The following is an 11,971-nucleotide window of genomic DNA, read 5'->3' as shown; positions in this document are numbered from 1 at the left end:
CCCGCCCCTACACAGGAGAGGGGGACAAGGGGTGAGGGGAGAGGGATCAGAGGCATACACACCAGAATAAGGAGATTAGCCCCGACGGGGCGATCTGTTTCACGGGCCACTCCGCCAGGGTCTGAATGACTGGATCCCTCGACCTACGTCGGGGGTTACAGACAGTTCGTCCTGGATGGGACTTCTCAGCTTAACCTGGTACGTATGGGGGTTGAAGGGATTAGTTCAGGATAAAATTCTTTACCGCGGTAAAGTTTCAGCCCGGGCCTGAACCCTTTCTTTTTCGATCCCTATTCGTTCCCGATAAACATTCTCCCCTCCGAACCAGCCTCCTATGCCCAAGAAAACCAGGCCCACCAGAGAAGCTATAAAACCAACCCACCAGGCGAACGGGAGCCCAGAGACACGGACTACCAGGCTGATGGTAAGTGAAGAAAGGAATAAGGCAATGGCTATAACATGCTTACCTACTGTCTGTCCGGACGGTAGGGAAAGGACATGAAAGGCATCTATCATTCCGGGAAAAAAGGCTAAAGCGGCTCCTCCTAAACTTAGACTGAGTTCATAAAAAGCGAGCCGTTCCCAGAAAGCGGCCTCTTTTCCGAATAAAACAAACAGATCAAACAGGACGGAAACCAGAAAAAGCGTGAGGGGCATAGGTACCAACATGGGATGGATGGGATGACCCTTGATATTGGCTATGCTCCTGGGTTCCCCAAGGGTTTCAAGATCAAGATCTTTGGGTGGTTGAACCCCTACCTGATATTTATATACCAGGGATCCCCCCAACCATCCCACGGCCAGCATAACCAGGATTCCCATCAAAGAGAATAAAAATCCTGATTTCCAGGCAGGTTGTAAGGGAGCCGTAGAACTTCCATGCTGTAGAAGACTTATAAAAAACAAAATCAGCATAACCAGGGCCAGGCTTGCATGAAGGAAAGCGGTACGCCGGGCAGCACTTTCTTTAGGAAGAGAAAAATAGTCTATAAGACCCGGAATTACCGCTGCCAGCCCTCCTATAAAACCTATCCATAAGTTATACCATCCCAGCCAGTACCAGATGGAGTCCTGGCTCCAAAAAGAAACAAGATCAGCGACAAAGGAAGCTGAAAAAGCTCCAATGGGAAGCACAACCCATATGGAATGAATGGGATGTCCTTTAAGAGTCGCTCGGGTTATCATAATTCATCTCCTCTACACGATTTTAAAATCGTAAGTTTATGAAAAAAAGATGTTGGGAACAAGGTCCGATTGAAAAAACAAAGTTAAACCACCCGGATCGATCCTTTAAATCTGAACGCGATTAGTCGACGATGGCCTGATAAACCAGTTGTCTGAAAAGTTTTCGGTATTGGACCCGTGCCGGGCCCGGGGTCTGGAGCATTAAGATACCGATAAGTTCTTCTTTAGGATCAACCCAGAAGTAAGTTCCGGCAAAGCCACCCCAGGTATATTCCCCGGCCGATCCTGGAACTCCTGCTATACCCGGCTCCAGACGGATTGCGAATCCGAGTCCAAAGGTATAACCGGGCACACCAAGCAAGAGCTGGCTGGGCATCGGAGCGGCTTCCAGTATCTTACCCAGATGATCGGAGGTCATGAGATTTACCGTTGTACGGCTGAGTAGCCGGACACCATCGAGATGTCCGCCGTTAAGCAACATCTGGCAGAAGCGTGCATAATCGCTGGCCGTAGAGACGGCACCCTGACCTCCGGCTTCATAGGTGGGAGGTTTCGTTACGTCCAGTAGTTTAATGGGCTTCCCAGTAGCTGGGTCGGTGGGAAACGGCTGGGCGAGGCGACCCAGTTTCTCCTCCGGCACATAGAACCCGGAATCTTCCATCTTAAGAGGATCAAAGATACGCTCCTTGAAGAATTTGGACAGGGTCGTGTTGGCCACAACCTCGATGAGTCGCCCCAGTACATCTGTTGACCGGCTGTATTCGAAGGCCGTCCCGGGCTGGTGGACCAGTGGTACCTTCGCCAGACGTTCGATCAGATCCGCATTTGTAATATCGGTGGCATCTACACCTACCTTGTCATAGAGTTCCTTCACGTAGACGTTTGTAGTCTGGGTTCCATAGGTAAAACCGGAGGTGTGACGCAACAGATCTTGAACCGTAATTTCACGCACGGCGGGTGTGGTCGAATAGGTTACCATACCGGTAGTGGGATCAAACTTCGGTACACTCACTTCCAGCTTTCCCAACTGTGGAAGAAATTTCGAAATGGGGTCGGTGAGGACAATTTTCCCCTCCTCGACCAGCATCATCGCTGCTACCGAGGTAAAAGGCTTGGTCATGGAATAGATCCGGAAGATGGCATCATTGGACATGGGTGCGCCGCTTGCTTTATCACGAAAACCGAAGCTCTTAAAGTAGGCAATCTGTCCCTTTCGTGCAATGAGAGCTACAACACCTGGGATTTTACCCTGGTCAATCTCAGTTTTGAAGAATTGATCCAGGCGATCCAATCGCTCCGAGGAGAGACCAACCTGTTCAGGCTTCACAGGGGATAGGGAGGTAGCCCCCACCCCAGGTACTATGGAAATTATCCCTACTATCATGAGAATCATTCCAGTCGTTTTCAATAAAAATCGTTTCATAAGTAAAACCTCCTTTTTGAAGGATAACCGGCCCGGTACAGGCGCTCTTTTAAGACTTGCAGACCTTACCAGTATGCCTTGAATTAACAAAATATCTTAGGTTCCGGATCGAAATGCATTCCTGGGTTAATTTTATGTGTGAAATCCCCCATCGAGGTTAGGTTGAATTTTCCGCTTCCACCGGAACCCCATCTACCCGGTTATCTTCCTCTCTAAAAGCAAGCTTGTCAATACCGATGATATTCATCATTTTATACTAAATCATAGAAGTGTTATATAACCTTGCAGGGCGACCATCCAGGATCGCCCTTAAATAGGGCTACCACAACGAGCTACCCCCTATGGGCCAAGTTAAGGGTTAGACCCGGGGGTCTAGATACTCTCCTAACCCCCCATACACATCAGGTTAAGCTGAAAAACCCCGTCAAGGGCGAAAGGTTGGTAGCCCTCGACGTAAGTTCTAACCATTACCTACTTTTTCATTTCGGAGATTAAGAGAGGGTTCAATGAGTCCATCGGCTAAACGGCGAAATGGACCGAACTCCTTGGGGAAGGCAAGATCCTTCTTTTGCAAAAAGAGTAACCAACCCCCCAAAGCCTAGCCAAGCCGTTTTGAGTCCTAGTCTCTCAAATCGAAAGTGGGAGGAGTCGGGTGGAGGTGCCTTAACCTGGTGCCGAGGGATTAGGGGAGGTAAGGGTGGAAAATTACACAAAAGCTTCGGGAGAAGGACCGGGGCATACACGCCAGATTAAGCTGAAAAACCCCATCAGGGGCGAACTGTGGGTAGCCACCGATATAGATCGGGGGATCCAGTCATTCAGACTCCGGAGGAGCGGCCTGTGAAACAGATCGCCCCGCCGGGGCCTGACTTCTTATCCTGGCGCGTATGGAGGCTGGGGGTGGGGGTAGAACGATTATTCAAATCTAACTTTACAAGGTAGTAATGCTTTGTTACTTTAATTTTGCTTAATGTTTAAGTGACCCTCACCCCCGGCCCCTCTCCCATGCTGCGGAAGAGGGGAGCTGGGGAGTGAAGGCAGCTTTCTAAAGCCAATATTAAATGGACTATGTATTAGTTTTTGAGTTCTTTTAACTGAGAGTCACTTCTTACTCCAACTAAGTTTGGGGCATGCTTAAAAAGATTTCAAGGTTATATATACTTCTGGTAAGAGGGTTAAAAAGGGAGATCCTGGTACCGATCGAAATTTGCAGAGATCTAAACTTAATATAAGTAGAGGTCACTTAAAGCAAACTCATTTGATATTCCTGTAAGAGAGTACCGGACTCAATTCCCACCTTTACCGGCTTTCTCTGCTTCTTTGTCTTGATACTCAATTTTCTTACCCGACCGGGTTTCCAGGATAGGCAAGGTGGTTCGTACAATACCCTTACCTAACTCAAAAACAACTACCTGTTCTTTGTCCTGGGCATCTTTATATCCGATGGTTAGAAAATGCTTTCGTTTCTTGGAAAAAAGGGCAAATAGACCTATGGGACTTACTAATAACGCAGTTCCTATGGCTACTCCTACCCTTCTCCCTGCTTTCTGGCCGTATTCTAAATCCAGGATATTTTTATAGGGAATAGAAAAGGTGTTAGAACCCTTCTTATCCCCCCAAACAAATTGAAGCTCTGTTTCACTCTTTGTGAGCAATTTCCCCTCGATAGGTTCTTCTGGATTCCCAAACTCAACGGCCGTACCGCCTACATAAGCCGCATTTTTGGAATCAACGGCCAAGGCAATAGATTCAAAGATTAACACAAAAACCAGTATCGATGCCGTGGTTTTAAGCATAGGGAATTCCTCCTTTAAGTGGTAAGATTGTTCCCGCACGCTTTGCCTCTCAGGCTTATAATCTGCTCTGGAAGTTTGAAGGTTATTTCTCTGTCCCTTCCATATCTGAGGTTTCAGCCCTGTGAGATTGCGGAAAGGATGCTCCCACTTTAGGTTATGGAAAATTGATCCACAGTGGTTTTATCATTAATTTTAACCTATTTCTGTAAGTCCAACTGTTACAAGATCTTGATCCTACCCGAGTCCGCTCTTGTCTGGACTAAATATAAAAAATTTTTAACTTTCTGGTCATTCCCATTCCATACGTAGTCTTGTAACCAGTTCCTGAATAAAAGGCAAAGTCGGCAAGGATATTAATCTGTTTCACGAGTTCCGGGCTGACATCGTCCATGATCTTAAACCGGCTTCGACCGATAAATCCGTGTACCCATACTTTTCCTGTAAAAAACGGAGCGGGTTTAATGTGTGGTTCGAAGACAGCGATGCGTTCTTCCACTACAGTTTGTAAATCCGGGTGAAGGGGAATAGGAGAGAACTCCTTCCATCTCTTTAGATAGCTGCCGAACACCAGTTTGGGAATGGGGAGGGGAACGTCCATATCTCTTTGCCGAAAAGTCGTGGGGGTTACAAACTGCAGGACTATCTCGATACCTTCCCCTGCCGAATCGTAGATTTCTTCCCATTTCTGTTGTCCTGTCCACAGGCCCCTGTCTGTGGCAGAGAGGTTGATCATCGTGGGAATTATTCTGGCGTTCTGAAGTTCGAGTTCCATTTGCGGATTCATAAAGGCATCGGCAAGTTTCATGAAAAGCGAATCGTCGAGTAAAGTCACCCTCATTCTCAGTTCTTCACCGGGTTTAAATTTGCTCTTTTTTCCCCGGTTCAGGAAGGCCAGGGTGAAAGGCTTTGTTCCGGCTGCTTTGTGGAGTTGCCAGGCCAGTCTTTTGTCCTTCTGGGCAAGGATGGCAAAAAAGAGTCCATGGAGAGCTTCGCCGCTGATTTTTGAAGCGTCCAGATCTTCGGAAAGGATACTATGAAGAACGGTTGCAATGGGCATTTTATTTCACCTATAACCCTCAAATAAGTTCCCCTCATCTTACAAACTCCAAATAGTTTTGTAGAGAGCATCTACTATAGCCTCGTCGAGGAACTGTTTTTCTTCTTTGCCTAAGCTTCTTTCGACTTGCTTCAGGGCATCGTATAAGCTATTTGTATTGTTGAACAAAAGAGATTCTGCAATAAGTGAAATAGATTCTTGCTTGTCTTCTTTTATTAGACTATCTAAGAGTCTTAGCCAGTTTGGCGAGGAGGATTTTACTACTGAAATAAACTCGAGAAATCTTTTTGGTTGAATTATTGTGTAGCTTCTTATTGAAGGGGCCTTTCCACTAATAGAAATGTTATAGATACATAATTTCCATGGCTTATTCAATGCAAATAATGTCTCACCTTTTGAAAGCAAATAAAGTGCCAAGGAAAACAAGTTTAGCTGGACTTTCCTCGACTCTTTGTGGTATTGAACACGAGTTGAGATATCTTTAACTGGAAGTAAGTCAGTTTTATCTAACAAAGATGTTGGAATTAAAGTGCAAAAAGTGGTTGAATCTCCTGTTGTATAGAAAGAGCTATAATAATGTAAGCCAACCCAACAGAGGGGAAAACAGCAATTTTCTCCAAGGATTTGGTAGTAGTTTTTTCGTTCTACAGTCTCATATAAAAAAGAACGCTTCGTGCCCAGTTGTGGAGTAATAGGGAGATAAGGGGTCGTTTTTTTACTGCACTTGTGATGAGCTTCTTTATAACTACTTGAAAGATCCCAGGATTTTTTCAAAAAAGTCTTTAACTTTCCAGGAACAGACTTATAATTCCTTCCTAAATCAAGCCTATCTATAGCTCCTCCAAAGGATGTATATCCGATTTTCCATGTTGATTGAAAGAGTTCTAGCATTTCTATAATAGCATCTTTTACGCCTCTTATCAGACCTTTGGAAATATCGCTTTCATCGGCTTCGATTTCCAAAATGAATTTTTGTCCTTGCGGAAAGAGTTTTACCTCTGAGTAAGGTAATCCCCTTACTGCTCCCTCAAAAAGACCATAGGTTATGTACATATCTGGAATTTCTCCAAAACCGGGAGTGTATAGCTTCATAACTCCACCTCTGATTTTGCTACTTCCCAAAAAGCGGTTATTTGTTTGTCTTCGTTTCTGAAATTAACTGCAGCCGTATAATCACATAAAACAAGGGGTGATAAAAAAACACCTACTAAAATTCTCCTTTTTATTCTATCTTCTCTCTTACCCAGGTGTCTCGAACCAGTGAGGAGTCGTTGAAGAAAACCTGCCAATTCCTTGATCACTATCTCTCGCGGTATTTCCACATCCCATCCACAGTACTTTTTTACAAGTTTGTTGATAGCTTCAACTGTTCGTTCAAGAAGTAAGGTTTTCTCTTTATCCACACTATTTAGGCGTCTCCAAATTTCAGTGGTCGTAAGTTTCTCCTCATGAATTTGACCAACCTGTCCCATAAGGATAGGTTCATGATGTAGGAGCACAGCGCCTATCGCCGCCGTTTTTAACTCAGAGTGAAACTTGGTCGAAAGCTTTTCAAGAACCAAGTTGAAAACATAGGAGCTAACAAACTCATGGCGAAAGTCCCCTATACCCCTACCAGCTTTATAAACGTCGGTTAATTTTCCCACATCATGAAAAATCATCACAGCCTTTATTAAGCTGTTTAGGGTATCTGGATCCAACAGTGGGTCTATTGTTTTACAGACCCTGAGAATAGAAGGTAAGTATTTTAATTCCAGCCGATTTATCCAGGTATTGAGCAAAAGTTCTATGTGCTGGACAAAGCATTCCTTGGGTTCTCTGCTTCCATTCTTCCCCTCATAGAAGGAAGGAAGTTTACAGTCTACAAGACCTGTGCAGCCGTAGTTATGGGGACATTTAAATGAGGTATTATTCTCTCTCATGATTTCCTATTAACCCCATTTCGGAATCATACTCTTTGACCAAAGCGGTCGTAAGACCTGATAGATAGTCTTGTTTTCTTATCCTGACCTCGATTTTCCCTTCCCTCTTCAAGGTTTGGCTAACTTCAAGGACAATGAATTTTTTGTCGTCCCACTTTAAAACGGCATGTGCCTGTCGGAGAGGTAAATTGAAGGAGTAATCTTCAAACAGTTTTCGAATCTCCTGGGGCGAAGCTTCCACATCTTTTGAGTTGTCTGAACCTTTGCTGAATTGTTCAATCTGTTCTCTTAGCTCTCTGAATTCTTCACAGGAGGGGACCCAAACCGCCGTGACATAAAGCTCCGGTCTCGCTCTGAGTTCAATCTCGGGTGGAAGGGAGAAGAGGGAGAACTCGCTAAAGTAAGCCTCTGCAGCAGCAAGTATTCTCTGTATCTCGTTCTCACGCTTTTTAATTTCTTCCACGATTGATTTTTTAGTTTCTTCTTTTATTTTACTCTGCTTTCTCTTCGCCATTTTCTTCTTCCTCAACAATGAATTGATCATAGAAATTATCCAGGAGTTTTCGACACGCTTCCAGATTATTTAATGCTTCAGACACGCTGTCCCTGTTCAAGTCAGCCCAGAAATTTTCCAAAGTATAAAATTTTTTGTAAATACGTTTAAGCTCTTCACGCTGCCGTGTAAGCTCCTTGTGTTGTTTTTTAATTTTATCAGCCTTTTCATTTTTTTCTTTTAATTTCTTGATTTTTGCGTCTAATTTCTCAATCTCAGCCTTCAATCCCTTCAAATCATCTTCACTGACTGACAAGTATGGTCTAAAGTGAACTTTCCCATTTTCTCTTGGTATCACAACTAAAACCTGCCCATGCTCGCTTTCTCTTCTTGCAACCCTACCGATTCGTTGGATAAGAGCATCGGGTGGAGCTGCTTCCACAATACCCAAAGTTATTTTCGGTATATCAAGACCTGACTCTACCAGCTGGGTTGCAACTAACACTTTAAAGTGCCCGTTGATAAGTTGTTGCTCTCTTTCTCTTCTTGCCTGATTGACCAGCCGCGAATGAAGCAAAATTGCTTCTGAATCGATTTCTTTAACTTTCTCCCAAACTTCAACGGCCTTTTTTACCGTATTGGTTACAATCAGCACTTTCTCCTGTCTTTTTATAGTCTCTTCCAGGGTGGTTCTATTTTTAGCTATAACGTCTAAGATGTCTTTTTCCTTTTCAATTTCAACATGGACAGTTCCACGAAGGGGTTTTTTAGCGTCAGAGCTAAGAGATGAGATTAGAACAGCTTCCCCTAAACCCAACATTTCCTTTAGCCGTGCAGGTAGTGTGGCCGTCATAAACACAATGGGAATTCCAGGGCCTTTAAAGTGGTTTAAAATAGATCCCATCAGCCTGGGTGTATAGAAGTCCCAATCCTGATACATCTGAACCTCATCAAAGACTAACATGGAAAGAGCCAAATTCCCGGCAGGGATGGTTAACCTGGTCCCTATGGTCCTTTGAGCTGCATATCCATAGAGAAAAGCGTCCCACGTCGTAAGGACAACATCACCATAGAACATTGGTGTGGGAGATTGAACAGCACCATGATCTATGTTAACAACCAGATTTAGGCCAAGCTTTTGAGCATACCCTTTTATCCTCAGGGCTTGGGCGTTAACCAGTGCGCGAGTTGGAAGAACGTAAATCAATCTCCTGGCGAGTGGAAAGCTCTTTATGTCGTGTTGGGTTAGATAAGGAAATACCACCGCTTCTGTTTTACCCGACGCGGTAGGTGCTTCTATTAAGGCCAGCCCACCCGAATCAGAGAGATTGAGGATTTCTCGGAATGCTCTCTCTTGATAATCGTAGGGTTCTTTTTCGATAATCCTCTTAAAAGTTTCTTTTACCTTTTCCTCTTCCATCTTTTGTTTTCTTTCTTTGCTCGGTCTTATAAGTAATTTGTTGAGCTGCCCAACTTATCACTGTAATCGTTTCACCTTTAAACTCGAAGCTGTGAACGTTAACGCCCTCTTTTATTTTAGCTTGGAACGAACATCCAACGAAATACTCAGATCCCTTTGAAACCCTTGTTTCAAGGGGTAACACAAATGCTCCTGGCCTTGCTTCCCTACCTGGATATATTGACTCAGCCAGCCCGTTCCAAATCATCCCATTAGACGGATGCTCATCCAAAAGGTCAAAGGGAGTAACGGTATTGATCTCAACTTCTCGATCATTAACGGGGTTCTGATTATTGACGGTGATAATCTCTTCAACGGTAATTAAAGATTCTGTATCACCCATCCTGTCAATCAGATACCCGGCCTGCTCTATCTTTTTGAAGTCATCAGGTGGTGAATCAAAGAGATAGAAGATATCCAGTTTATTATGGAAAATGTACTCACGGCGCATGGCATCACTTTTTTCTTCTCCCTTTGGGGGCGTTGCTTCTAGAGTTCTAAATCTTTTTAGTAATATGGCTCCTTTGATAAGAGAGGAATCTGAGGAAAGCTTACATGTAGCTGAGATGCCATACTTCTTGAACCTTTCAAGGTATTCTACCGCAGCTTTATCCACCTTATCCTTTGACACACTCCTATCAAGCCGGGCATAGGCTCGGATCAAAGCACCTAGAAGTGCAGCAGGTAAGGGCAAAGGCGGACAGATAGCCACCTGATAAGACAGCAGTTCCCTGGGGGCAGATTTTGAGGAGTACAAGGGCCCTCGTACTCTAAGAGCCAGAGCCTTCACCTTCTTCCTCCTTCTTTTTGTTTTTTTTCTTTTCGATTCCTTCCCTCAGAGCCTTAATCAATTCAGTTCTTTTTTCCGTGGAGTTTGCTTCCCTAAGCTCATCAGCAAGTTTTTTCAAATCCTTATCTTCAGATTCCATCGATTGTTCAAGCAGGTTATACTCTTCCCATATTGCTGGATAAATCTCTTGGGCTTTAGCCAATAGATTTTGCCAGTTCTCTAAAACCTTTTTGATTTCTTCTTTTGATTGAAGAGAAACCTTTTCTTGTATTTCTTTAAGCTCTTTCATGGCCATACTCGCAATTACCTCCTCAGCACTCTTCTCTGCATCGGATAAAAGGCTTATGAAGTCATCAAAAACCTTGACTTCTAAGCTACTCTGGCTATCCTTAAGCATCTGCTCAAGTTCAGATTTTCTTTGAGAATTCCTGGCATAGAGGTTTACAGTAATATCAGTACTCGAAAGACTCTTATAAGCCTTCAGGATTTTGGCGCTCTGTTCCGCATAGTCTTTGTAAAACCCGTGAACCAGGGCCGGAAGCGGCTCTTCGGAAGAAGCCACGATTAACTCTTCAACCTTTGCAGCGGGAAAAGCCCGGGATAAACTTGCGCCCGCCCTTCCAGATAACAGGTCCATAAGCCCTAAGATGGCTGATTTAACCCTTGATTGGCGTTCGAGTACTCCCAGTACGTTTGGTGAGTTCATGCTTGCGAGAGTTAGCCCGCTGTAAGGTAGATCAAAGCTCATAAGGAAACCATATGGCGCAGAGGTATACTCTCGTTTAAAGAACATCATGGCACCTTCTTCTCTAGGGGGTATCTTACCCTCTTCATCTACATCAACTCTGTTATGAACCACAGCCTTTACCTCAACCTCTTCAACGAACTCTTCTACTGGAACAAAGAAAGAGAACTTCAAAATAGATTCCCTTCGACACTGGGTATCTGGGGCTAAAAAGCCATGAAGATCGGCATCTGCAAAATGGCTTAGTATTTCTCCTTCTGATTGCAGGGAAATCTCTTGTCCATTTGCTTTTTTGGCTGTTTTACCGCGATCAAATCTTAAAGCAACGTAAGCCCTGGATGCATCCCACGTAAGATTTTGGGCGTAAGGAGTCTGCTTAAATCTTTCTGTAAACCCCACAAAGTGATAATGTTTGATCATGTTGCCAGAAATAGCAGGGACCTCACAAGGTTTGTAGTTCCCATTGGATTTTAAAATGATAGGAACTTTAGTTATCTCAATATAATTAGTTCCACCGCCACCCTGAGCGTTCATCGACTGAACATTCAGAAAAATTCTTCCTGTAATCCTTAAAAACATGATATCGATTCCTCCTTTTTCTCAGTTCTTTTACTTGGATATGCCAAGGCTAGAGAAGCTAAATACCTCGATGTTTCCTTAAGGTTTTGCTTAGCAAGCTCCACAACCTTCTGAAGATCATCTCCCGACGGGATATAAATGTTGTTAATACCTTCTTTCTTTTTTTCTCTCTGAGTCTTTTCCTGAAGTCTTAGAGCGGTATACAGACCTTCGCAAAAATCTTCGATTTTTCGTGCCTTGGCAATTTTATCTAAGATATCATAGGCAATTTCTACTTCAAACACATTTCTCAGGTAGCCGGCGACTCTTTTTATTTCTTTGCTTTTTGTAATCTGTTCCTGTAAACTCATCTCATCACCCTCCTTTATGATCATGGAGTATCGATTCACGGTATTTGTAACGATAACCTTTGAGCCTTCATGACTTACCTATCACACTTCTACTCAAATAGACCCGGTTGCCCTTCTTTTTCAGAATCTTTCAAAAACCCAAGCGCAGGCAACCGACAACGCATCGCTGAAA

General features: G+C 43.9%; 11 protein-coding genes. All 11 read right to left on the bottom strand.

Annotation, left to right across the window (positions count from 1 at the left end):
- Window positions 1-240: 240 nt before the first annotated feature.
- Window positions 241-1,185 carry a DUF2231 domain-containing protein gene (locus tag VNM22_06830; protein ID HWP46860.1) on the bottom strand — a complete coding sequence of 315 codons (945 nt, stop codon included), beginning with the start codon at window positions 1,183-1,185 and terminating at the stop codon, window positions 241-243.
- Between the two features lie 121 nt (window positions 1,186-1,306).
- Window positions 1,307-2,608: a serine hydrolase domain-containing protein gene (locus tag VNM22_06825; GenBank protein HWP46859.1), complete on the bottom strand. Its 1,302-nt coding sequence runs from the start codon at window positions 2,606-2,608 to the stop codon at window positions 1,307-1,309.
- Between the two features lie 1,286 nt (window positions 2,609-3,894).
- Window positions 3,895-4,404, bottom strand: a complete 510-nt coding sequence (locus VNM22_06820) for a hypothetical protein (GenBank protein HWP46858.1) — start codon at window positions 4,402-4,404, stop codon at window positions 3,895-3,897.
- Window positions 4,405-4,663: 259 nt separating this feature from the next.
- Complete coding sequence (cas6, locus tag VNM22_06815; GenBank protein HWP46857.1) at window positions 4,664-5,461, bottom strand: CRISPR-associated endoribonuclease Cas6; 798 nt, start codon at window positions 5,459-5,461, stop codon at window positions 4,664-4,666.
- Between the two features lie 39 nt (window positions 5,462-5,500).
- Window positions 5,501-6,553 carry a hypothetical protein gene (locus VNM22_06810; GenBank protein HWP46856.1) on the bottom strand — a complete coding sequence of 351 codons (1,053 nt, stop codon included), beginning with the start codon at window positions 6,551-6,553 and terminating at the stop codon, window positions 5,501-5,503.
- Window positions 6,550-7,383: a hypothetical protein gene (locus VNM22_06805; protein ID HWP46855.1), complete on the bottom strand. Its 834-nt coding sequence runs from the start codon at window positions 7,381-7,383 to the stop codon at window positions 6,550-6,552. The genes VNM22_06810 and VNM22_06805 overlap by 4 nt, the downstream gene beginning before the upstream one ends.
- The gene (locus VNM22_06800) at window positions 7,370-7,897 is read right to left on the bottom strand and encodes a hypothetical protein (GenBank protein ID HWP46854.1); all 528 of its coding nucleotides are present in this window, start codon (window positions 7,895-7,897) and stop codon (window positions 7,370-7,372) included. The genes VNM22_06805 and VNM22_06800 overlap by 14 nt, the downstream gene beginning before the upstream one ends.
- Window positions 7,875-9,296 (bottom strand): CRISPR-associated helicase Cas3', encoded by a 1,422-nt coding sequence (gene cas3, locus VNM22_06795; protein HWP46853.1) that lies wholly within the window; start codon window positions 9,294-9,296, stop codon window positions 7,875-7,877. The genes VNM22_06800 and cas3 overlap by 23 nt, the downstream gene beginning before the upstream one ends.
- Window positions 9,265-10,125: a type I-A CRISPR-associated protein Cas5a gene (gene cas5a / locus VNM22_06790; GenBank protein HWP46852.1), complete on the bottom strand. Its 861-nt coding sequence runs from the start codon at window positions 10,123-10,125 to the stop codon at window positions 9,265-9,267. Before cas5a ends, cas3 begins: the two co-directional genes overlap by 32 nt.
- Window positions 10,106-11,449 (bottom strand): type I-A CRISPR-associated protein Cas7/Csa2, encoded by a 1,344-nt coding sequence (cas7a, locus tag VNM22_06785; protein HWP46851.1) that lies wholly within the window; start codon window positions 11,447-11,449, stop codon window positions 10,106-10,108. Before cas7a ends, cas5a begins: the two co-directional genes overlap by 20 nt.
- Window positions 11,440-11,799 (bottom strand): hypothetical protein, encoded by a 360-nt coding sequence (locus VNM22_06780; GenBank protein ID HWP46850.1) that lies wholly within the window; start codon window positions 11,797-11,799, stop codon window positions 11,440-11,442. Before VNM22_06780 ends, cas7a begins: the two co-directional genes overlap by 10 nt.
- Between the last annotated feature and the right edge of the window lie 172 nt (window positions 11,800-11,971).

The sequence above is a fragment of the Candidatus Limnocylindrales bacterium genome, assembly GCA_035559535.1.
GTDB lineage: Bacteria > Moduliflexota > Moduliflexia > Moduliflexales > JAUQPW01 > JAUQPW01.
The sequence above is the reverse complement of the archived record's forward strand: the minus strand, read 5'-3'. Positions and strand labels throughout refer to the sequence as shown.

Coding starts and splice junctions, on each gene's coding strand:
- cas3 (HWP46853.1), bottom strand. CDS start 9,296: ATGGAAGAGGAAAAGGTAAAAGAAACTTTTAAGAGGATTATCGAAAAA.
- VNM22_06820 (HWP46858.1), bottom strand. CDS start 4,404: ATGCTTAAAACCACGGCATCGATACTGGTTTTTGTGTTAATCTTTGAA.
- cas7a (HWP46851.1), bottom strand. CDS start 11,449: ATGTTTTTAAGGATTACAGGAAGAATTTTTCTGAATGTTCAGTCGATG.
- VNM22_06810 (HWP46856.1), bottom strand. CDS start 6,553: ATGAAGCTATACACTCCCGGTTTTGGAGAAATTCCAGATATGTACATA.
- VNM22_06825 (HWP46859.1), bottom strand. CDS start 2,608: ATGAAACGATTTTTATTGAAAACGACTGGAATGATTCTCATGATAGTA.
- VNM22_06780 (HWP46850.1), bottom strand. CDS start 11,799: ATGAGTTTACAGGAACAGATTACAAAAAGCAAAGAAATAAAAAGAGTC.
- cas6 (HWP46857.1), bottom strand. CDS start 5,461: ATGCCCATTGCAACCGTTCTTCATAGTATCCTTTCCGAAGATCTGGAC.
- VNM22_06800 (HWP46854.1), bottom strand. CDS start 7,897: ATGGCGAAGAGAAAGCAGAGTAAAATAAAAGAAGAAACTAAAAAATCA.
- VNM22_06805 (HWP46855.1), bottom strand. CDS start 7,383: ATGAGAGAGAATAATACCTCATTTAAATGTCCCCATAACTACGGCTGC.
- VNM22_06830 (HWP46860.1), bottom strand. CDS start 1,185: ATGATAACCCGAGCGACTCTTAAAGGACATCCCATTCATTCCATATGG.